The following is a 22,274-nucleotide window of genomic DNA, read 5'->3' as shown; positions in this document are numbered from 1 at the left end:
CCTACTCGCCGCGACACGGCCCGTACTCCGGCAGCCGCGTCGTCCCCGGCGCGGGGAACCTCCCCGCGACGCGGCCCCGCGCCGACGGGGCCGCGTCGCACGAAGCTCCGCTCAGACCGGCAACAGGGCCGCTAGCGCGGCTGCAGACTCCGGATACCCGGCCAGTAACGCCGCTACCGCCGGGCTCGGCCCGCCCGCACTCGTGTGCGGTCGGGGCCAGCTCGGATCCAGGCCCAGCACGCCGACCAAGGCGTCGGTGCCGGCCGGGTGAGCCAGCAGCAGGTCGGTGACCGGGCCGTTCGCTACCGGCCGCGACGACGCCGCCGGCGGCGGAGCCTCCCAGGGCGGCACGAACGCGTCGAGCGCGGGGAGCGTGCCCGGGAACGTGCGCCCGGCTTCACGCACCAGCGCCGGAACCAGCTCGCCGGCCTGGTCGCGCAGGGTCGTGATCAGGGACGGCAACCACGGCAGCAGCACCGGGTCGGGCAACCGGCCGAACGCCTTCGAGAGCACCTCGACGACGAACGGCGCCAGGTTCGGCACCGGCTCCAGCGCCTGCACGAACCCGCTCAGGTACTGCGGGAACGCCGGCAGCACCAGCGGGTTGTCGAGCAGCTCGTCGCACCGCTCGCGCAGCTCGGCCCGGCTGAGCGTGCCGAGCTGGACGTTCGCCGCCCAGACCAGCGCGAGTTTCGCCGGGGTCTCCGGGTGCGACTGCGCCACGGCCAGCTCCAGCTGCGCCCGGTCGCAGCCGAGCGTCAACGCCAGGCTCTCCAGGCTGAACAGGAACCCGAGCATCGCCGCGACCTGACGCACGCCGGTCTGCTCGTCGACGAACGCGGTGGGCAGCAGCGTGCAGTAGTGCGCGTACCCGGCGACGACGAACTGCTCGCACCACTCGGGCAGCTCCGGCTCGGTGGCGCGGTAGTGCGCCAGCAGCCGCCGGATGCGACGCAGCACGGCCGGGGCGTCGTCGACCGTGCGCTCGGCGCCGAGCAGCTCGACCGCGCGGGCGCCCAGTTCGTTCACGAACGTCGGGCTGTCGAGGTAGAGGATCGCGTCCTCCACCGCCGCCAGCGCGGTGGCCGCGGTGGCCTCCGGAGCACGCACACCCTGACGCAGCCGCTGCTCGAGCACCTGCTCGACCGCAACTCCCTCGTACCCGAGCTCGATCAGCGACCGCTGGTACTTCCCGATCGCCAGATCCCAGCTCTCCTGGATGGACGCCTTCTCGCCCAGGCGCCGCTCACCCATGATCGGGCGGACCGCCTCCGACGGCAGCAGGTAACGCAGCCGCCACAGCAGCCGGGACGCCGGAACCAGGTCGGGCCGCCCGGCCAGGTCGAGCAGCGCACGCTGGACCGTGCGTGCCTCCAGGTTGAGCCCGAGCGGCTCCAACCGGTCGTAGACGTCCCGTGCGAGCGGCGGCAGCGAGTAGTACCCGACGCTGCCGATGCGGTCGCCGCCGAGCAGGATCTCGCAGAGGCGCCGGACGTCCCGGCGGCCCGGCACGCTGTCCTTCTCGATGCACGTGATCGCCGCGTCCTGGAAGTCGTACGGCGTCGGCCGGGCCCGCCCGCGCATGCCGGCGAGCAGGATCGACGTCTCGAAGATCGCGATCGCGTCGGCGGTGCTGGACAGGTAGCCGTTGCGCCGGGCCAGCCGCACGATGTCGACGCACCAGCCGAGCAGCTCGGCCTCGTCGCGGTCGTCGAGCCTCGGCGGCCGCGACAGGAAACCCGACAGCTTGTCGACCGGCTTCGGCAGCGCCGCCTTGCGCAGCGCGATCTCGGTCTGCGCCGGGGTGGGCGGAGACGCGGCGAGCTTCTTGTCGGCCAGCGCCCGTTCCGAGCGGGCGCCCTTGCCGCCGAGCGCGAACGGCTTCGCGCCGGTCTTCGAGACGGCCTTCTGCCAGGTGGCCGCCGCGATCGACACCGAGCCCGGCGTCAGGCCGAACTGCGCTTCGATCGCCGAGTGGCTCGACGGGATCATGCCGTAGAGCCACTTGGTTCCGGTGCGCTCGGAGATCGTGAAATCGGTGGGCGCGGCGTCGGCGCCGAACTCCGCGACGTGGCTCGCGGCGTGGAACGCCCCGCAGACGTACAGCGCCCGCGACCGGTCGGTGCCGGTGCGCGCCAGGTGCTCACGCATCCGCGTCCACATGTAGCGCTCGCGGTCCTCGTCGCGGTCGTGCTTCGCGGCGTCCGACGGGCGGAGCCGGCGGAAGAGGCTGCCGATGAGCACCATGACCTGGCGGTAGGTGTCGTAGTCGGCGCCGACCAGCGGTTGCTCCACGTACTGGTCCCACCACTCCGACCAGTGCCGGACCTTGCCGTGGTGGAGCAGGTGTTCCTCGAGCTCGGCGAAGCCCGGGCGGAGGTCGCCGATCTCCAGGCCGACCGCGTCGCCGTGGAGCTCGGCCTCCTCGTCGTTCTCCGGTTTCCCGGGTTTCTTGGGGAGCCACTGGAAGACGTGGTCGGTGGAGCGGTCGACGAGCACCAGCTCGACGCCCGGGGTCTCCAGCGCGTAGGCGATCGCCTGGTACTCGGCCGACGCGGCGGTGATCGGCGCGACCACCGAGAGCGGCGCCCAGCCCTCCGGGTGCCCGTCGAGCTCGGACGCGAAGGCCTGCAACGCGACCGGGAGCTTGCAGTTGCGCAGCTCGATGAGGAGCGGCTCGAGGTCCTCGCAGAGTTCCAGGTAGATCACCGAGGGCTGCTTCGCGCGCAGCCGCTGCACCATCGCCAGCGCGGACGCCGGCGAGTGGTGACACACCGGGAAGACCTCGAGCGGCTCACGCAACGCCCGATCGACGTCGTCCACGAGCCCGGTGAGGATGCCGTCGAGACCGCCCCGGCTGCCCGCGAAGGCCTCGGCGGCCCCGGTGAGCTGCTCCCGGAGCGAGGCGAACGCCCCACCGACGGCGCTGACTGCGCCGGTCGTGGCGGCGGGAGTGTCGGGGGAGGGCGTCACGAGAGGGTCGCGATCGCCTCGCGGCCGCCCTCGAGGAAGCCTTCCCACTCCCCGGCGTCCTGCTTGCTGCGCTTCTCCACCGTGCCGTGCCAGTACTTGTTGAGGATCGCGAGGTCCTCGGGGCTGCGCCGGGCCAGCGACCCCACCAGCGAGCGGGCCAGCGTCTGCGAGCGCAGCGCGCGGTCGCCGAAGAACTGGCTGTGCAGGATCGCGTCCTCCAGTACACCGATCTGCTCGGCGGTGGACAGCGACGACTCCAGCTTCTCGTCGTCGCTGGTGGCCGACGCGGCCGCGGCACGCAGATCGGCGAAGCTCTGCAGCAGGATGTCGAGCAGCGTCGGCGGGACGTCCAGCTCGATCTCGTGCCGGCGCAGCAGCTCGGTGGTGCGGAACCGCACGATCTCCGCCTCGCTCTTCTTGTTCGTCACCACCGGGATGCGCACGAAGTTGAAGCGCCGCTTGAGCGCCGACGACAGGTCGTTGACGCCCCGGTCGCGGCTGTTCGCGGTCGCGATGATCGAGAAGCCGGGCTGGGCGAACACCGTGTTGATCGAGTCGTCCTTCAACTCGGGAATCGACACGTACTTCTCCGACAGGATCGAGATCAGCGCGTCCTGCACGTCGGACGTCGTCCGGGTGAGTTCCTCGAACCGCCCGATCACCCCGCGCTGCATCGCGGTCATGATCGGCGACGGGATCATCGACTCGGGCGACTGGCCCTTCGCGATCACCTGCGACACGTTCCACGAATACTTGATGTGGTCCTCGGTGGTGCCCGCGGTTCCCTGGACGACGAGCGTCGAGTTCCGGGAGATGGCCGCGGCGAGCAGCTCGGCGAGCCAGCTCTTGCCGGTGCCCGGGTCGCCGATCAGCAGCAGGCCGCGGTCGGACGCCAGCGTGACGATGCTGCGCTCGACGAAGCTGCGGTCACCGAACCACTTCTGCGCGACCGGGCGGTCGAGCCCGTCGGCGCGCTCGGAACCGAGCACGAACAGCCGCACCATCTTCGGCGACAGGCGCCACGAGAACGGCTTCGGGTTGTCGTCGATCGATTCCAGCCAGTCGAGCTCGTCCGCGTACTTGACCTCGGCGGGGGCGCGGAGCATGTCGTTCATTTGCTGCCCTTCAGGTGAGGAAGTTCTTGAGCTCGAACACGAGCTTGTCGATCCGGCCCGACACGACCGGCGTGCCGAGGGTCTTGAAGCGGTCCTTGAACCAGGGGTTGACCTGCTGGCTGCCGGAACTGGTGACCGACCCGACCGGGATGAACTTCACCCCGGACCGGTGGACGGCCTGAATGCCCTCGAACAGCGGCTGCGACTGGCCGAACTCGTAGAAGTCGGAGATCCAGACCATCGCGGTGTTGGCCGGATCGACGATCTTCGGCCGGGCCATCGCCATCGCGACCGGCCCGTCGTTGCCGCCGCCGAGGTTCGTGCGCAGCAGCGTCTCGAACGGGTCGTGGATCCACGGCGTGAGGTCGAGCGCGCGGGTGTCGAACGCGATCAGGTGCACGTCGACGCGGGGGAGCCCGGCGAAGATCGACGCGAGGATCGTGCAGTTGACCATCGAATCGACCATCGACCCGGACTGGTCGACGACCACGATCAGCCGCGACGGCGTCGTCTTGCGTGCGGTCTGCCGGTAGTACAGCCGCTCGACGTAGAGCCGCTCGTCCTCGGGGTTCCAGTTGGTGAGGTTCTTCCAGATCGTGCGGTTGACGTCGAGGTTGCGGAAGACACGCTTCGGTGGCACCGACCGGTCGATCGCGCCGACCGTGGCTTTCTCCACCTGGGTGCGCAGCACCTCGGCGACCTGGTCGACGTAGCGGCGGATCAGCGCCTTGGCGTTGGCGAGCGCGACGCCCGACAGGTTCGACTTGTCGCGCAGCAACTGCTCGACCAGCGACATGCTCGGGGTCAGCTTCGCGGCCAGCGACGGGTCGGCGAGCACCTCGCGCAGCGCCATCCGCTTGATCAGGTCGCCCTCGAGTTCCGCGAGCGTCTCGCCGAGGCCGTTCTCGTCCGAGCGGCCGCGGAGCTCCCCGGGTTGGTGGCAGAGCGCCCGCTCCAGCCAGCCGGCGTCCTGCTGCCAGGCCGAGAGCTGACCCGCGGCGACGTTTCCGCTGCCGGTGGCGAACACGTTGAGCAGCAGCTTCGAGGCGATCGCGGCCCGGCGCACCTCGGCCGCGGTGTCGCGCGCCTCGTCCTCGGCCGGCTTCATCACCCCGTCGATCTCGGTGGCGAGCTCGGGGAAGCGCTGCAGCACGTTGTCGACCGAGATCCCCGGGTCGAGCAACTGCACCGGCAGGCCGATGTCGTCGACGACCGCGGCGCTCGCGGTCTCCAGCGTGGGCTGCTCGGACGGGTCGAACAGCTTCGCCAGCAGGCGCCAGTAGAGCACCTGACGGCGGTTCGCGTCCTCGTCGGCGGTGGTCATTTGCGCAGCAGCCGTCCCGCGCGCTCGCGGAGCACCGCGACCGTGTCACCGGCGGCCTTCACCGCCTTCGCCACCTTCGGGTCGGTGGGGCCGGACGCCCAGTCGCCGACGTGCATCGGCACCGGCTTGCGTTTCACCGTGGCGACGATCGCCAGCGGCTGCACCGACCACTGCCCGTCGTCCCAGCGGAGCAGGCCCAGGCACGCGGTGGAGCCGGTGACCAGCTCGGGGGTGAGCGGACCGAGCGCGGGCAGGCGATCGAGGGCCAGCGGGAGGCGGTGACCGTCGAGCACCAGGTCCTCGCCGTCGACCGCGTAGTTCTCCACCAGCACCGGCTCGCCGAGGCGCACCGGGTGCCGGTCGAGCGGCGGCACGGCCGGCGCGGTGGCCGCGGCCAGGTGGAGCCGCGCGGTGACGAACGGATCGGCTTCCTCGCCGGCGGCGGCGCGGTCGTCGGCCCAGAGCAGGTCGCCGCTCGCGAGCAGCGTCGCGTCGGTGAACTCGATCGAACGCCGCTCGGTGAGCGCGGCGATCAGCACCGGGTGCGCGTCGAACAGCGGCCAGATGGCCGGACCGACGATCGTGTCGACCTTCGCGGCCGCGACGCTGGTGCGCACCAGGCGCGGTGCGGTCTCGCCGCGGACCTCGAGCAGGCCGTGCACCTGGAGCTGGACCGCGGTGGCGTGCTCGGTGACGTCGACACCGAGCAGGAGGAACCGGCCGGAGACGGTCGTGGCCGCACCCGCGGGCCAGCCGCCGGCCTGGCAGAGCAGCATCGCGCGGGCCCAGAGATCGGCCCAGCGGCGCTCGGGCAGGGTGTCCATGGTGGCGATCGGCACCGACGCGCGCAGCTCCGCGGCGAGGCCGTCGATCAACACGGCCAGCCGGCGCAGCCGCGGGTCGGCGAGCATCGCTTCCAGGACCTGCGCGGACGACGAGACGAGGTCGTGGTCGACGCCGCGCCAGCCGGTGATCGCCAGCTCGCGCAACCAGGAGCGGCAGCCTTCCAGCAGGTTGCGCGGGACCTCGGGCGCGGTGCCGCCGTCGGCCCACTCGGCCCGCGCGCGGCCCAGCGCGGTGTCGGCCCGGTCGAGCAGGCCGTCGTGCACCGCGCCCAGCAGCGCGGAGCGGGCGGCCGCGAGGACCGTGAGCTGATCGTCGGAGACCGAGCCGGCGGCGAGTTTCGCGGCCGCCTCGGCGGCCCGGTCGCCCAGCGGGGTCACCGCGACACCGGCGGCCAGCGCGGCCAGCGCGGCGCCCCCGTCGTCGCCGAGGCGGCCGAGCCCCGAGACCAGGCAGGCGTCGAACCCGGCGACCAGGTCGAGCGACTCCGGGACACCGGCCGGAGCGCCGCCGACCAGTGTGGCGAGCTGCGTCGCGAGCATCAGCGCACCTCCCCGGCGGGGAACCACTGCAGCTCGGGAAGCGGCTCGGCCGACTCGGGGAGCTCGAGGTAGGCCAGGTGGCGCAGGAACCGGCTGAACACGGTGGCGGCCGCGGACACCTCGTGCCCGCCGAGGTGGTGCATCAGCACGCGCTGATCGGGCACCTCGACCAGGTCGACGCCGAGGTACCGGCCGACCCGCTCGTAGCCGTACTGGAGCACCGCCTCGTCGGCCAGCGACAGCAGGTGCTTGCACGGGTGGCCGCGCAGACCGCCGCAGGGCCGGTTGTTGTTGGTGCTGCAGTGATAGGTGAGCGTGCCGGCGACGATCGACGAGACGTAGACCCGCTCGATGTCGGAGCCGCTCGACACGACACCCTGCAAACGGCCGTCGGCCAGTTCGACGAACGGAACCTTGGCCAGTTTGCGCGGCCGTACCGGCGGCAGAACCCTGGCTGTACTTCGGGCAGGCACGAGTGAGGACCTCCGTGGCTCGGAGCGGGGGCACGCCGGGGGAAGCCCTCGACAGGGCTTCGGCCTCCCCGGACACCTCAGTTCCTATCGCACGCGTGCGACAGTTCCGCTCGGCCCACCCACGATCCGCGTCGCCGGCGCGGTGTCGCAGCCCGACGAGCGACCGCTGCCGATGGCGCCGGCACCGGCCCTGCTCCGGTTGGTGGGCCGGGCGCGTGTGCACGACGTCATGCGGACGTTCGGCGCGCGCTGAGCGTGCGGAGGCGCCGCTGCCAGAACGGCGCCTCGGGCCAGCGGGTTTCGGCCGCGTAGAAGGCCAGGCGGCGGTGCAGGTACGTGGTGCACTCCTGGTCGAGCGCGGTTTCGTAGGCGGCGAAGCGGTGCGGGTCGGTGCCGAGCAGGACGTCGGCGGCGGTCTTCGCCGAGCGGAGCGCCCGGACGACGCCGGTGCCGGTGATCGGGTCCTGCGCCAGCGCGGCGTCACCCACCGCGAGCCAGGTCGGGCCCGGCGCCGCGGTGCCGGTGGGGGGTGGGCGGTGGAGGCGTTGGCTGGCGGCGGAGATCGTGCGTAGTTCGGGGATCGGTACGTCGCCGAGGCGTGCGGTGGTGTGCGGGCCCAGCGCGGCGCGCCACTCTTCCGGCGCGGTGAGGGAGCCGGTGCGGCCCAGGTCGGCATCGGTCAGCAGCATGGCGACGAGGTGGCCGCCGCCGGCGGGGGCGGAGTAGCACCAGCCCGCGGGCACGGTCTCGACCAGGCCGAAGCCGCCCGGGTCGGTCGCGGGGACGAACGCGGTGACCGCGACCAGCCGGTCGAACGCGAGCCGGTCGGCGCCGAGGTGGCGGCCGAGGCGGGCGGCGCGGCCGGTCGCGTCGACGAGCGCCCGCGCCGTGGTGGTCGCACCTGCGCTCAGCGTGAGCGTCCAGCTCGTGGCCCCGGCGACGCCGCGACAGGCGGTGTCGAGGCGCAGCTCGGCACCGGCCGCGGCGGCGGATTCGGCCAGCCGTCGGTCGAACGCGGCCCGGTCGACGTACCAGCCGGTGCCGTGCGGGTTGGTGAGCGTCGAGCTCGACCCGGTACCGCCCCAGTGGCTCCGCACCCCGTAGGACGGCTGGGTGGCCGGCGGTTCGACCCCGAGTTCGCGGAGCAGGGGAGTGACCTCGGGGGCGAGAGACTCGCCCACCCGGGGGCGCTCGAAGTGCGAGCGCTCGAGCAGGAGCACCCGGGTGCCCGCGCGGGCCAGGCGGAGCGCGGTGGCCGCACCCGCCGGGCCGGCGCCGACGATCGCGACGTCGTAGTCAGGCACGGCGCCATTGTCCGCCGCCGGGCAAGGCGAGCGACGCCGACCGCGCGGACGCCCCGACGGACCAGGACCGCCGTCGATCCCGTGCCGCTGAGTGCGGTCGACCGGTGGCTGGACCGGTTCCGCGGGTCGTCGTCCGCGTCCGTGGTCGAGGCGGCCACCGCGTTCCACGTCCGCGGCGGCGCCGCCGGACGAGGTGTCTCAGACCGCGATCAGCGAGCGGCCGGCCAGGCCCAGGCCCACGACGAGGACGAGCGCGGCGGTGGCCAGCGGGGCGGCCGCGGACCAGCGGGCGGTGAGGCGGGGGAGGCGCTCCCAGCGGCGCCAGCGGGAGACCCGTTCCTGCAGGACGATCAGCGCCAGGCCGGCCGCGGTGAGGGCGCCGGCCATGCCGAGGCCGTAGCCGACGACCAGGAGCACACCGAACCAGGTCCGGCCGAGGCCGATCGCTCCCAGCAGGATGATCAGCGCCGACGGGCTCGGCACCAGGCCACCGGCGATCCCGATCCCGATCAGGCCCATCCGGCTCGGGCGCGCCGGCCCGTGCGAATGCGCGTGCCCCTCGCCGTGCGAGTGCGAATGCCCACCCCAGAACGAATGCGAATGCGCATGCCCGTCACCATGCGAATGCTCGCCGTGCGAACCCCCGCCGTGCGAATGCCCTTCGCCCTGCGAATGTTCGCCATGCGAACGCTCGCCATGCGAACGCCCGGGCTCGTGCGAATGCGAATGCGAATGCGAGTGCGAGTCCGACGGCGAAGACCCGTGCGGATCGTCGGAACCGCCCGCCCCCACCAACGCCGGCTCCCGCTCCGGCGCGACCTCGACCGCATCCGAATGCGCATGCGAATGCGCATGCCCGTGCGAATGCCCACGACGGCGGACTTCGCGGAGCATGCCCACCCCGACCGCCGCCACCAGCAACCCGCTCACCACCCCCAGATACCCGAGCACGGTCTCCCCGACCAACCCCGCCACCGTGGTGAGCACCAAACCCAGCACCAGCACACCCCCCGTATGCGTGGCCGTCACCGTCGCCCCCACCACCACCGCGTCCCGCCGCCGTCCCCGCCGTCCGGCCAGGTACGCGGCCATCACGGTCTTGCCGTGCCCGGGCAGCGCGGCGTGCCCGGCGCCCAGCGCCAGCGCCAGCAGCACCGCCAGCAGCCCCACCGTCGGCGTCAGCGACTCCCGCCCCACCAGCGACCGCAGCACCCCGTCGGCCGCCGCCGTCCACCGGGCGACGAACGACCCGTCGGTCACCGCGGGCACCTCCACCGACGCCCCGCTCGACGCGCCCGGCCGCACCGTGAACGACGCCGAACGCACGTCGGGCGGCGAGCTCAGCAGGTCCGCCGGGTACGCGCGCAGCCCGTCGCTGATGTCGGCGGTGGGCAGCGGTGAGTCCACCAGCCCGACGCCGTCCCCGACCGCGGTGATCTCGCGCCACCCGACGTGATCCACCCGGTAGCTGTTGCGCACGTCCACCGACGCCGCCGACCCCAGCGCGGCCGGGCCGCTGAACGCACAGGTCAACCGGCTGGTCGGCAACCCCGCCGAGCCGGGGGCGTAGGTGAACGCCGACGAGGACACCGTCCACGGCACCGCCGTGCCGTCCACCCGCACCGAGAACGCCCGGGACAGCGCCGCGCACGAGGACGCGGCGTACGCCGACGGCCCCGACCGCTCCACCGCCGACTTCTCCTGCAGCGTCGGCAACTCCGCGGTGTCCACTGTGGCCGCCACCGACACGCCGTCGGAACGGAACGTCAGCGCGTCGAGCTGGTTCACCGAGAAGTTGCCGAGCGGGTGGGCGTCCGCGGGGTCGGCCGACCAGACCAGCACCACCCCCAACGCCAGCGCCACGACGAGAACCCGGCTCAACGACGTCCGAATGAAGTTCATGACGGAAGCTCCGCGAGGGCGCGCCGGGCCGCCGGGGCCTCGACCGGTGAGAAGTGCGGGTTCAGCGCGAGCGCGCCCGAGAGGGCGCGTCGGGCCTCGGCGGACCGGCCGAGCGCGGCCAGGATGACCCCCTGGTGGTACTGGAAACGCGCGCTGCGGACGCCGAGCGCGGACGCCTTCTCGGCGTAGCGCAGTGCCTCGGCGTGCCGTCCGTTCGCGTGCAGGGCCTGGGCCATCGCGTCGGCGACGTCGGAGAACTGACGCCGCTTCCACTCGCGCTGGGCGGCGGCCAGCGCCTCGGCGGGCTTGCCGCGGGCGAGGGCGAGCGAGACGGTCGAGAGGTCGTCGGAGCCGCCGTTGGCCGCGAACAGCGCCCCGGCCGCCTCGGCCAGCGACAGTTGCTGGGAGGCCTCGTCCGCACGCCCGGCCGAGCGCAGCAGCTCCGCGTACTCCAGCAGGTAGCCGGGGGTGGGCGAGCGCTGGGTGAGCGTGCGGTAGGTGGCCAGGGCCGCGTCGAGGTCGCCGCGCGCGGCCGCGATCTTCGCGGTGCCCTGCAGCAGCGGCAGGTAGTCGGGGGAGGAGGCGAGCCCGGCCCGGTACTCCCGGTCGGCGCCGGCCAGGTCGCCGCTGTTCCAGGCGAGTTCACCCAGCTGGTAGTGGCAGAACGCGGCGTCGGCGGGGTCCACGGCGGACGTCAGCGCCCGGCGCATCAGCGCGGCGGCTTCTCCGTCCTTACCGTGTTGTTCGAGGTCGTAGGACGCGCGGGTGTAGGCGGCGAGCGCCGGGCGCAGGTCGAGCATGTGCTGCACGGCGTCGGTGGCGGCGTCGGCGTGACCGAGCTGGGTCTCGGCGTCGGCCAGCACGCCGTAGGCGTCGGCGCTGTAGGCGTTCTGAGCGAGGGCCTCGCGCGCGAAACGGCGTCCCTCGGCGAAGTCGTGGCGGGCGTTGGCGAGCGCGCCGAGGCCGAGGAGCGCGGCCGGGTTCGGGGCGGGGCGCTCCTCGAGCGAGCGGCGCAGCGCCCCCTCGGACTTCGCGTACCAGGTCGGGTCGGCGGTGATCCGGCTCTTCTCCAGGTAGGCGCCGCCGAGCGCGGCCCAGGTCGCGTAGTCGCGGGGCAGGCGGCGCAGCCGTTCCTGGGCGGACGCGATCGAGGCGTCGAGCGCGGCCGACGTGTCCCGCTTCGGGCCGGGCTGGACCTCGGGTGCCGACGGCTTCTCCCGGAGCCCGACGATCCCACCCGCGACGACCAGCACGGCCGCCAGCACGGCCACCACCACGACGGCCCGCACCGCGGTACGCCACCGCCGCGGCCCACCCGCATCGCCGTCCGCGGACGGCGTCGGGGTGTCCTCGGGAACGGTCGGGGCCTCGTCGGCGCCGGCGGCGGCCGTGCGGGTCATTCGGGTCTCCTCGCGACAGGTGCCGCCGCCCGCATGGAGCACGGGCGGCGGCACGCTACGGCCTGGGGATTTCGTCAGCGGCGGCGGCGGCCGGCGCGGGACGGGAGGGTGGCCGTGGTGGGACGGCGCCGGTACCAGGCGACGAACCCGGCGATCGCGCACAGGATCGCGGTGGTGCTGACGGCCGTGACCAGCGAGACGCCGGTCGGGCCGAGGCGGTCGGTCAACGCGACGTTCGAGGTGTTCGTGACCTCGTTCTGGGTGTTGACGCCCTCCTCGTTCGGCAGCGCGACGAACGGGAACTCGCGCTGGAAGCGCGCGTCGTTCGACTTGACCTTGTCGCCGTCCTTGAGCGCGTCGACGAGCTTGCCGTTCTGCGCGGCGCCCTCCATCACCTGGATGGCGATGTCGACGACGTCGTCACCGAGGCGGCGGCCGTTCGGGAAGCCCTGGGTGTCGCCACCGATCACGCCGAGCACGTTCGGCTTCGGGTTGTGCTTGGTGGTGAGGTTCAGCCGCAGCATCTCCGACGCCCGGAACCGCTTGGCGTTGACGTCCTTGTTGAGCAGCTGCGAGTTGAGGTCGACCTCGATCGGCCCGTCGAGCTTGGTGTTCAGACCGGTCAGGAAGATCTCGACCAGGTCGTCACGCGGGGCGTCCGGGGCCGGGATCTTGTAGATCGCCTCGATCAGCTTCGGCAGCTCGGGGTCGTTGACGCGGTCCACGACCTCCTCGATGTCGGCGTCCTTGTCCGGGGAGAGCGAGTTGAACGCGTCCTTCAGGCCGGCCGGCAGTACGACCTCGTTGACCAGCGGCTGGCCCAGCCGGGACACCTGCACGGTGTCGCGGTCGAGCCCGGCCTTCGAGTCGCCGGAGAGCCGGTACTTGCTGCGCTCGGTGGTCGACCACAGGCCGACGACCGGGTTGCGGTTCACCTTGTTCTTCAGCGCGATGGCCTCGTTGGGCACCTGGAGCGCGATCGTGTTGACGTTGTAGCCGGCCAGCGTGTCCTGGCCGGTCTCGCTCAGGTCACCGCCGTAGAGCAGGTCGAACACGCGCAGGTCGGCGAAGAACGGGTCGTCGGCCTGGCCGGCGAACGCCTTGACCTTGCCCTTCTTCTGGATCGCCTCCTTGCGGAGGTTCTTGTAGTCGGGCATCGACGCCTTGCCGGTGAACGACGGGGCGACCGGGGCGTTGCGCAGGATCGTCTGGCTGTAACGCCGGCCGCCGTCGTACGAGACGTCGAGCGTGTACGTCTGCTTGAAGAGCAGGTTCTCGTCGTTGAGCGAGGTGACTTCGCCGTTGTTGTAGAGAAACGTGTCGTTCCCGCGCTTGTCCTTGTTCTTGAACGTCCACCGGAAGACGACGTCCGGCTTCGCGTCCCCGTCGTTGTCGACGTTGATCTTGTACGCCGCGTCGGTCGCGAACGGGTAGAAGTTCGGGCCGCCGTTGGGCTCCTCGAACGGCTGGAAGTTCGCGATCAGCATCGTCGAGCCGGGCGTGTCCGGGCTCGCGAACGCGTAGAAGTCGGTGTTGTCGACCGCGGGGTCCGCGGCGATCAGCGGGGCCTCCCGGTGGCTCGAGCCCTGCGCGCTGCCCGGTCCGAGACCGATCATGGCGGAGGTGAGAGCGAGGCCGGCGGCGGCGAACACCGCGGCGGCCCGGCGCGGGTTGGCGGTGCGCCGCGCGGAAGGTGGCAGCCCCGTCTCGGGGGTGCTCGATGGTCGCTGCGGCGTGCTGGTCATCCGGGGTCCTCCACGATGGATCAACCGTGAACGTGGTCATCCCGGGGGACGGCTGAGAATCCTCACAGGCTCAGCTGTGTGACGTGGACCACAATCGCGCTGGGTGAGCAACCCGCGCGTTGTCGCTGCTCAGGGCAGTTCCGGCCCAAACCTGCGAGTTGCCGGACGCAACCGATACCGCGTCAGATGACCCCTCAACCGGGGTCAGCGGGTGGCGTACCCGGCCAGGTCCGCGACGACGGCGGCGGGTGGGGGCATCGCGGCGATCTGGGCGGCCAGCGTCCGGGCGGTGGCGCGGTGGACGGGTTCGCCGAGCAGGGTCCGGGCGCACTCGGCGATCACCTCCGGCGTCACCTCGTCGCCGGTGAGCTCGAGACCCGAACCCTGTGCGGCCAGTGCCGCGGCGTTGACGAACTGGTCGGCGCCCTGCGGCAGCACCAGCTGCGGCAGACCGTGCGCCGCCGCGCCGAGCGTCGTACCGCTGCCGCCGTGGTGGACGACGAGGTCGGCCTCGGCCAGCACGCGTCCCTGGGGGACGAATCGGAACACCTGGACGTTGGCCGGCACCGGCCCCAGCACGGCGGGGTCGCCCGGTCCGACGGCGACGACCACCCGCACCGGCAGCCGGGCCAGCCCGGACACCGCGGCACGCAACACGTCGGTGGCGGAGAACGACACGGTGCCGAGCGTGAGGTACACCAGGGGCCGGCCCGGTGAGGTCCACGGCGGCGCCGGGGCGCTCCACGGCACCGGGCGCAGCGGGAAGCGGGTGGGCACCGCGGCCGCGACCGGGTCGGCGAGCCCGGCCGGCCACAGGTCGAGGCACGCGTCGCCGAGCATCGGGTCGGCGGGCACGTCGCCGCCCCAGATCCAGTCGAACGACGGGGCGGCGAAGCCGCGGGCCTCGGCGGGCATCGAGCGGCCGATCGTCACCGACACGGCCGGGATGCCGGCACGCCGGGCGGCGCCGGCCGCACCGACGTCGCTCATCTCGTAGATCACCAGGTCGGGGCGGTCGACCTCGAGCATCGGCCCGAGGTCGGCGAGCGTGCGGCGGGCCAGGATGTCGGCGAACATCGTGGCCATCACCGCGACCACCGGCCCGTCGGGGTGGCGCTGCACGGCCTCGGCCTCGGCGACGCCGATCGACGTGCCGGCCTCACGGGCGTCGAAGCCGAACTCGGCCACCTGCGGCACGAACGTCGGCCCGGTCGCGATCGTCACGCGGTGCCCGGCGTCGCGGGCCGCGCGGGCGAGCGGCAGGAGCGGATAGAGGTGCCCGTAGGCGGGCCGGCCGGAGAAGAGAATCCGCATTGGACGACGGTAGCGCCGGTGGCCACCTCGTGCTAGGTTCTTCTCAGTTCGAGTAATACTCACCCTGAGAAGAACGGCGAGCGAATGGATGAGCGGACCTTCCTGGAGTCCTACGACCCGCGGAACTTCCCGGCGGTCGCGGTGACGGTCGACGTCGTCGCGCTGACGATCCGCGAGGGCTCGCTCCAGGTGCTGCTGGTCGAGCGCGGCGAGGCGCCGTTCGCCGGGCGGCTCGCGCTCCCGGGTGGCTTCGTGAAGTCCGAGACGCTCGACGACGCCGCGCTGCGCGAACTCGCCGAGGAGACCGGTCTCAACGCCGGCCACGGCGACCTGTCCCGCGTCCACCTGGAGCAGTTGAGGACCTACGGCGATCCGGGGCGCGATCCGCGGATGCGTGTCGTGTCGGTGGCCTACCTGGCGTTCGCGCCGAGCCTGCCCGACCCCCGGGCCGGTGGCGACGCGGCGGCGGCGGTCTGGAAGCCGGTGGAGGGCGCCGAGGACCTGGCGTTCGACCACGGCCGCATCCTGGCCGACGGGCTGGAGCGGGCCCGCGCCAAGCTCGAGTACTCGCCGCTGGCCACCGCGTTCGTCGGGCCCGAGTTCACGATCGCCGAGCTGCGCGCGGTGTACGCGGCGGTCTGGGGTGAGGACCTGCACGCGGGCAACTTCCACCGCAAGGTGCTGTCGGTGCCGGGGTTCGTGGAGGGCACCGGCACGACGACGGCACGCGGCGGCGAGCGCGGCGGGCCCCGGGCCAAGCTCTACCGGGCCGGTGACGCGCGCGTGCTGCACCCGCCGCTGCTGCGGCCCACCGCCGAGGAGGCGGTCCGATGAGCGCCTTCGAGGACGCGGTGTTCGCGATCTTCGCCGCCGAGTCGCCCGCCGATCTCTTCGACTCCGAGGACACGTTCCGCCGGCTGCGCCGGACCGTCCACCCCGACGTCGCGCCGCTGGGCAGCGAGGGCATCGCGACGTCGGCGTTCACGCGGCTCACCGAACTCTGGGAGGCGCGGGGGCCGACGATCGGGCGCTACCCGCTGGGAGAGAAGCCGATCGACGGTGACCTCGCCGACCTGTTCCGCAGCGGCACCGCCCTGCTGAAGATCGCCCGCGACCCGGCCGACAACGACCTGCTGGCCGCCGAGGCCGACGCGCTGCGTCGCCCCAAGGACCGGCGCTACCGGGCGTACTTCCCGTCGCTGCGCGAGACGCTGGTGGTCGAGGACGACGGCGACTACCGCGCGGTGAACGTCCTGGACCGCTGCGACGGGTTCGTCGACCTCGCCACGGTGGCGCGCGCCTACCCGGACGGTGTCGATCCGCGTGACGTCGCCTGGATGTGGCGCCGGCTGCTGGTGGCGCTCGGGGCGGCGCACCGCGCGGGGATCGTGCACGGGGCGGTGCTGCCCGAACACGTGCTGATCCACCCCGACGACCACGGGCTCGTGCTCGTCGACTGGTGCTACTCGGCGGTGCCGGGCGCCGCGGTGCCCGCGCTGGTGGAGCGGTACCGGGACGCCTACCCGCCCGAGGTGCTCGGAAAGCAGCCGGCCGTACCGGCCACCGACCTGTACCTGGCGTCCGGCCTGATGCTCCGGCTGATGGGCGGCCGGGCGCACGCCGAGCTCCGCCGGTTCGCGAACGGCTGCCGGCTGAAGGCGCCCCGCATGCGCCCCGACGACGCCTGGCACCTGCTGGGGGAGCTCGACGAACTTCTGCCGGCCCTTTACGGGCCGCGCAGGTTCCGCAAGTTCGCACTACCGGCCTGACGAGGAGGCACACATCATGGGAAGCGGACGCTGGTCCACTGACGTCTACTCCGCCGCCGCGGACTACCGCGCGGCCTCGGGAAAGAGCGCGTTCGCCTACAGCGACAGCGGCGCACGCACGGTGCACGCGAGCCTCGACCCGCAGGGGGTCGGGCAGCGCGAGAGCCGCGACAGCGACGAACACCCGCGCAGCACGCCGATCGCGGTGCTGTTCGACGTCACCGGGTCGATGGGCGGGGTGCCGCGGACGCTGCAGACCAAGCTGCCCCAGCTGCTCGGCCTGCTGCTGCGCAAGGGGTACGCGACCGATCCGCAGGTGCTGTTCGGCGCGGTCGGCGACGCCACCTGTGACCGGGCCCCGCTGCAGGTCGGGCAGTTCGAGTCCGACAACCGGATGGACGACGACCTGGCCAACATCGTGCTGGAGGGCGGTGGCGGCGGCCAGATGCAGGAGTCGTACGAGCTGGCGATGTACTTCCTGGCCCGGCACACCGACACCGACGCCGCCCGGCACGGCCGCCGCGGCTACGTGTTCCTGATCGGCGACGAGCTGCCGTACGAGTCGGTCAAGGCCGCCGAGGTGCGCCGGGTGATCGGCGACGACCTGCGCGAGAACATCGCCACCGAGGCGATCGTCGCCGAGCTGAGCCGCCGGTACCACGTGTACTACCTGCTGCCCAAGGGCACGGCCTACGCCGGCGACCGCACCGTGCTCCGCCGCTGGCGCGAGCTGCTGGGCGAGAACGTCATCGAGCTCGAGGACCTGAACGCGGTGTGCGAGACGATCGCGCTCACGATCGGCCTCAACGAGGACGCCGTCGACCTGCACGCCGGCCTGGCCGACCTGGCCGACCTGGGCTCGTCGGCGGGCGCGACCGTCGGCAAGGCCCTGATGCCGCTCAGCCGCGCGGTGAGCCGGCGGGGGCGCCCGGTGCGCGCGTCGCTGCCGGCGCCCCGCCGGTCGTCGGGAAACGTCCGGCTATGAGCCACACGATCGTCGTCGACCTCGGGTACGGGGACGCCGGCAAAGGGCGCGTGGTCGACCTGCTCTGCGCGGAACCGGGCGTCGAGGCCGTCGTCCGGTTCAACGGGGGCGCGCAGGCCGCCCACAACGTGGTGCTGCCGGACGGTCGGCACCACACGTTCGCCCAGTTCGGGGCGGGCACGTTCCGGGGCGTGCCCACCCACCTCTCCCGGTTCGTCGTCGTCGACCCGCTGGCGCTCGCCGCGGAGGCGGCCCACCTCGTCACGGTCGGCGTGCCCGACCCGTTCGCGCTGCTCACGGTCGACGAGGACGCCCTGCTCGCCACGCCGTGGCACGCGGCGGCGAACCGGGTCCGGGAGCGGCGGCGCGGTGCCGCCCGGCACGGCAGCTGCGGGCTCGGCGTGGGGGAGACCGTCGCCTACGCGCTGGCCCACCCCGGCGACGCGCCGCGCGTCGGCGACGTGTTCCATCCGGCGCGGCTCCGGCAGCGGCTGGCCGCGGTCCGCGACCGGCTGACCGCCGCGGTCGGTCCGCTTCCCGCGCCCGACGTCGACGCCGTGCTCGCGGTGTTCGCCGCGTTCCGGGACGCCGTCCGGATCGTGGGCCCCGGCTTCCTCGGAGACGCGCTGCGGAGGGGTCCGTGCGTCTTCGAGGGAGCCCAGGGGGTGCTGCTCGACGAGTGGTTCGGCTGGCACCCGCACACGACCTGGTCCACCACCACGTTCGCGAACGCGCTCGAGCTGCTGGCCGGCGCCCCGGCCCGGCGGCTCGGCGTCGTCCGGACCTACACCACCCGGCACGGCGCCGGGCCGCTCGTCACCGAGGACCCCTCGTTGCGGCTGCCCGAGCCGCACAACGGCACCGGCGAGTGGCAGGGCGCGTTCCGGCGCGGGCACTTCGACGCACCGGCCCACCGCTACGCCGTGGAGGTCTGCGGCGGGGTCGACGCGCTGGCGGTGACGCACCTGGACGTGCCGCCGGAGGTGGAGATCTGCACCTCCTACCGGGAGCTGGACCGGATCCCGGTCGGTCGCCGCGGCGATCTCGAGGCCCAGGAGCGCCTCACCGCCGCGCTGCTGCGCACCAGCGTCGGGGAGCGGTACCGCCCGGACGACTGGCCCGCCGCCGTCGAGTCCGAGCTCGGCGTCCCGGTGGTTCTCGGTACCGACTCCCCGCGCGGTGCGCCGGCCTTCAGCCGGGACACGATCACCGCCTGACGAGGACGAAGGTGTCCGCAGTGAAGAGCCGAACCGCATTGACCGATGTCCACCGGCTACGCGTCATCGTCGTCGAACCCACTCCGGCCGGGTCGGGCAAACGGGCCTCCCGGCACGGGGGTAGACATCGCATCGTGCGTTTTCCTCCTTTCCCGACGTTGTGGGCGGCGGTCGGCCTCTCCAACCTCGCGGACGGCATCAACGTGGCGGCGGCTCCGCTGCTGGCGGCCACGCTCACCACCGACCCGGCCGCGATCGCGGGGCTGCTGGTGGCCCAGCGGGCCCCGTGGCTGCTCTCGATGGTCTCCGGCGCGTTCGTCGACCGCCTCGACCGGCGGCGGATCCTCCAGGTCACCACCGGCGTGCGTGCGCTCGTGCTCGGTCTGCTCGCGCTGGTGATCGCGCTCGGCGCCGCGTCGATCCCGCTGCTCTACGTCGTCTTCGTCGTGCTCGGCCTGTGCGAGACGCTCGTCGACAACGCGTCCGCCGCGCTGGTCCCGACGCTGGTCCCGACGACCGGGCTGGAGAAGGCCAACGGCCGGATCCAGACGACGTTCGTGGTCGCGAACGAGTTCGCCGGGCCGCCGGTGGGCGGGTTCCTGCTCGCGATCGCGCTCGCGCTGCCGTTCGCGGCCGGGGCGCTGGGCCTGGTGGCCAGCATGGTCGTGCTGCTGTTCCTGCCCCGCGTGCCCCGGGAGGTGCCCGCGCACCGCACCTCGCTCTGGGCCGACATCCGCGACGGCGGCCGCTGGTACTGGCACAACCGGGTCGTGCGCGGCCTGTCGTTCCTCTCCGGGGTGGGCAACGCGATGACCGGTGCGAGCTACGGCCTGCTCGTCGTGGTCGCCGACCGGCACCTGCACCTGAGCCCGCGCGGGTACGGCGTCCTGCTCGCGGTGGGTGCGGTCGGGGCGGTCGTCGGCGGGCTGGTCGCCGACCGGGTGGCCCGGCTGGTGCCGCCCGGGGTGCTGATCGCCGGCACCTGTGTGATCTCCGCGGCCGCGGTGGCCGGGCTCGGTTTCGTGACGAACCCGGCCGCCGCGGCGGCGCTGCTCGCGCTCGACGGTTTCGTGGTGCTGATCCTCGGGGTCTCGATCGTGTCGACGCGTCAACGCGTGGTGCCGTCGGAGATGCTCGGGCGGGTCAACGCGGTGTACTTCACGGTCGCACTCGGCGGCCTGGCCGTGGGCGGGCTCGGCGGCGGGTTCCTCGCGCGCCTCTGGTTGCCGACGCCGTTCGTCGTCGGAGCGGTGGTCATGCTGCTCACGACGGTGGCTCTGCTCCCGACGATCGGTAAGCTCGCTCGCGTGATCGATAAAGGGGCCGTCGTTGAGTAACGCGCAGGTGCTGCCGGGACGTCCCGGTCCGGCACCGCGGATCGGATTGCCCTATTTGTCGCCCGGGGTGCGTGACTTCCTCTCCCGGGAGGCCGGCAGCGCCGCGGTTCTGCTGATCGCGACCGTCGCCGCGCTCGTCTGGGCGAACCTGCCCGGCGACACGTACGAGGAGTTCTGGCACGTCGAGGTCTCGGCCGCGGTCGGCACCTGGTCGCTGGACATGGACCTGCGTCACTTCGTCAACGACGCCGCGATGTCGATCTTCTTCCTCGTCGTCGGCATGGAGATCAGCCGCGAGGTCTCGGTCGGCGAATTACGGGACCGGCGCACGGTGATCGTCCCCGCGCTGGGCGCGATCGGCGGCCTCGCGCTGCCCGCCCTGATCTACCTGGCCTTCCAGCCCAGCGGCCCGGCCGCGGCCGGCTGGGGCATCCCGATCTCCACCGACACCGCGTTCCTGGTCGGTGTGCTCGCGCTGTTCGGGCCGCGCTGCCCGGACCAGCTGCGGCTGTTCCTGCTGACGCTGGCGATCGTCGACGACATCGGCGCGATCGGCGTGATGGCGATCTTCTACAGCGATCACGTGTCGCCGATGGCGCTCGTCGTCTCCGGTGTGCTGGTCGCGGTGCTGCTGGGCCTGCGGTTCGCCGGCGTCTGGCAGCTGGCGCCCTACCTGCTGATCGGCCTGGCCCTGTGGGTGGCGGTGTTCGAGTCCGGGGTGCACCCGACGCTCGCCGGTGCGCTGCTCGGCCTGATCGTCCCGGCCGCCGCGGTCGACCCGGTGCAGCGCCAGCGCCTGGCGTACTACGGCCGGGCCGTGCTGGAGGCCGCCACGCCCGCCCGGGTGCGGCTGGCGAACACGGCCGCGCGGGCCACGGTCTCGTCCAACGAACGGCTGCAGGACTCGCTGCACCCGGTCAGCGCGCTCGTCGTCCTGCCGCTGTTCGGGCTGGCCAACGCCGGTGTGCCGCTGAACTGGGAGACGCTGCGCGCGGCGTCGACGTCGGGGGTGACGATCGGCATCGCGGTGGCGCTCGTCGCCGGCAACGCGATCGGCGTCTCGCTGTTCGCCGGTATCGCGCTGCGCACCGGGCTCGGGGCGCTGCCGGGCCGCGTGCGCTACGGGCACCTGATCGGCGGCGCGATGCTCTGCGGCATCGGGTTCACGATCTCGCTGTTCATCACCGACCTCGCGTTCGACGACGAGCGCCTGCGCCAGGACGCGAAGATCGGGGTGCTCGCGGGCTCGCTGATCGCGGCCGTGCTCGGGTCGCTGCTGCTGCGTTACCTGGGGGAGCGGCTGCCGCTCTGCACGATCGACTCCGAGGACGGGCCGCCCGCGCTGCCCACCGGCGACTGGCTCGACCCGACGATCGCCCGGGTGGCCCAGGCCCGCGGCGTGACGCTCACCGACCCGGCAGCCGCACCGGTCTCACCGGCCCCGTCCGGACCGGCCCCGTCCGGACCGGCCCCGTCCGGACCGGCGTCCTCGGGTGGGTCGTTGCCGGCGGACGCGCTACCGGTTGAGCCCGAGCGCGGTGCGTAGTTCGCGCAGCTCCACCCGGCCGGCGTAGAGCCGGTCGTCGATGAACAGCGTCGGCGTGCCGCGGACCCCCGCGGCCACGCCGGCGGCGTAGTCGGCCTGGATCGCGGGTTGGAACGCCTGCGCGGCCGCACCGGTCACGCTCGCCGGGTCGGCCACGCCGACCTTCGCCGCCCAGACCTCCAGATCGGGGTCGGCGAGCTTGGACTGGTGCTTGAACAGCACCCAGGCCAGGTCCCAGAACTTGTCGCCGGCGGCCTCGGCGGCCAGCGCCGCGGTCAGCGCGAACGGGTGCACCTGGAAGAGCGGGAAGTGGCGGAACACCAGCCGCACCCGCCCGTCGGACGCGTCGATCAGCTCGTGCAGCACCGGCGCGGCCGCACCGCAGTACGGGCACTCCAGATCGCCGTACTCCACGACGGTGATCGGCGCTTCGGGATTGCCGTAGACGTGGCGGTTCAGGTCGATAGCCGGTGCCTCAGTCACCC

General features: G+C 73.0%; 16 protein-coding genes and 1 pseudogene. 6 read left to right on the top strand and 11 right to left on the bottom strand.

Annotated features, from left to right (window positions below):
• Positions 1–111 precede the first annotated feature (111 nt).
• From ABD437_RS32385 to ABD437_RS32340, 10 genes and pseudogenes are all read right to left on the bottom strand, one after another.
• Positions 112–2,973 carry a DUF5682 family protein gene (locus tag ABD437_RS32385; RefSeq protein ID WP_344652750.1) on the bottom strand — a complete coding sequence of 954 codons (2,862 nt, stop codon included), beginning with the start codon at positions 2,971–2,973 and terminating at the stop codon, positions 112–114.
• Positions 2,970–4,088 carry an ATP-binding protein gene (locus tag ABD437_RS32380; protein WP_344652749.1) on the bottom strand — a complete coding sequence of 373 codons (1,119 nt, stop codon included), beginning with the start codon at positions 4,086–4,088 and terminating at the stop codon, positions 2,970–2,972. The genes ABD437_RS32385 and ABD437_RS32380 overlap by 4 nt, the downstream gene beginning before the upstream one ends.
• Positions 4,089–4,098: 10 nt before the next feature.
• Positions 4,099–5,412 (bottom strand): VWA domain-containing protein, encoded by a 1,314-nt coding sequence (locus tag ABD437_RS32375; RefSeq protein ID WP_344652748.1) that lies wholly within the window; start codon positions 5,410–5,412, stop codon positions 4,099–4,101.
• The gene (locus tag ABD437_RS32370; RefSeq protein ID WP_344652747.1) at positions 5,409–6,797 is read right to left on the bottom strand and encodes a hypothetical protein; all 1,389 of its coding nucleotides are present in this window, start codon (positions 6,795–6,797) and stop codon (positions 5,409–5,411) included. Before ABD437_RS32370 ends, ABD437_RS32375 begins: the two co-directional genes overlap by 4 nt.
• Complete coding sequence (locus tag ABD437_RS32365) at positions 6,797–7,270, bottom strand: hypothetical protein (protein ID WP_344652746.1); 474 nt, start codon at positions 7,268–7,270, stop codon at positions 6,797–6,799. The genes ABD437_RS32370 and ABD437_RS32365 overlap by 1 nt, the downstream gene beginning before the upstream one ends.
• A 227-nt stretch (positions 7,271–7,497) precedes the next feature.
• Entirely contained in the window at positions 7,498–8,574 is a 1,077-nt protein-coding gene (locus ABD437_RS32360; protein ID WP_344652745.1) for an FAD-dependent oxidoreductase, read from the bottom strand.
• Positions 8,575–8,772: 198 nt separating this feature from the next.
• Entirely contained in the window at positions 8,773–10,476 is a 1,704-nt protein-coding gene (locus ABD437_RS32355; RefSeq protein ID WP_344652744.1) for a High-affinity nickel-transporter, read from the bottom strand.
• Between the two features lie 92 nt (positions 10,477–10,568).
• A pseudogene (locus ABD437_RS43140) lies at positions 10,569–10,709 on the bottom strand (tetratricopeptide repeat protein); the annotation flags it as partial.
• 1,241 nt (positions 10,710–11,950) lie between these two features.
• Positions 11,951–13,621, bottom strand: a complete 1,671-nt coding sequence (locus tag ABD437_RS32345) for a DUF4331 domain-containing protein (RefSeq protein WP_344652742.1) — start codon at positions 13,619–13,621, stop codon at positions 11,951–11,953.
• Between the two features lie 204 nt (positions 13,622–13,825).
• Positions 13,826–14,935, bottom strand: a complete 1,110-nt coding sequence (locus tag ABD437_RS32340; RefSeq protein WP_344652741.1) for a glycosyltransferase — start codon at positions 14,933–14,935, stop codon at positions 13,826–13,828.
• A gap of 84 nt (positions 14,936–15,019) precedes the next feature.
• Here ABD437_RS32340 and ABD437_RS32335 point away from each other — a divergent pair, with 84 nt between their 5' ends.
• From ABD437_RS32335 to nhaA, 6 genes are all read left to right on the top strand, one after another.
• On the top strand, positions 15,020–15,769 hold the full coding sequence (locus ABD437_RS32335) for an NUDIX hydrolase (RefSeq protein ID WP_344652740.1): 750 nt from the start codon (positions 15,020–15,022) through the stop codon (positions 15,767–15,769).
• Positions 15,766–16,704 carry a lipopolysaccharide kinase InaA family protein gene (locus ABD437_RS32330; protein WP_344652739.1) on the top strand — a complete coding sequence of 313 codons (939 nt, stop codon included), beginning with the start codon at positions 15,766–15,768 and terminating at the stop codon, positions 16,702–16,704. The genes ABD437_RS32335 and ABD437_RS32330 overlap by 4 nt, the downstream gene beginning before the upstream one ends.
• Before the next feature lie 16 nt (positions 16,705–16,720).
• A complete protein-coding gene (locus ABD437_RS32325) occupies positions 16,721–17,689 on the top strand; it encodes a hypothetical protein (RefSeq protein ID WP_344652738.1) in 969 nt (322 codons plus the stop codon).
• A complete protein-coding gene (locus ABD437_RS32320) occupies positions 17,686–18,906 on the top strand; it encodes an adenylosuccinate synthetase (RefSeq protein WP_344652737.1) in 1,221 nt (406 codons plus the stop codon). The genes ABD437_RS32325 and ABD437_RS32320 overlap by 4 nt, the downstream gene beginning before the upstream one ends.
• A 134-nt stretch (positions 18,907–19,040) precedes the next feature.
• The gene (locus tag ABD437_RS32315) at positions 19,041–20,243 is read left to right on the top strand and encodes an MFS transporter (protein ID WP_344652736.1); all 1,203 of its coding nucleotides are present in this window, start codon (positions 19,041–19,043) and stop codon (positions 20,241–20,243) included.
• Positions 20,236–21,789, top strand: a complete 1,554-nt coding sequence (gene nhaA / locus ABD437_RS32310) for a Na+/H+ antiporter NhaA (RefSeq protein ID WP_344652735.1) — start codon at positions 20,236–20,238, stop codon at positions 21,787–21,789. Before ABD437_RS32315 ends, nhaA begins: the two co-directional genes overlap by 8 nt.
• On the opposite strand, the gene ABD437_RS32305 is transcribed toward nhaA, so the two are convergent.
• A complete protein-coding gene (locus tag ABD437_RS32305; RefSeq protein WP_344652734.1) occupies positions 21,760–22,272 on the bottom strand; it encodes a DsbA family protein in 513 nt (170 codons plus the stop codon). The genes nhaA and ABD437_RS32305 overlap by 30 nt on opposite strands.
• Between the last annotated feature and the right edge of the window lie 2 nt (positions 22,273–22,274).

It is taken from the genome of Cryptosporangium japonicum (genome assembly GCF_039524755.1).
GTDB classification, from domain to species: Bacteria; Actinomycetota; Actinomycetes; order Mycobacteriales; family Cryptosporangiaceae; genus Cryptosporangium; species Cryptosporangium japonicum.
This window is presented reverse-complemented; position numbering and strand designations above follow the sequence as displayed.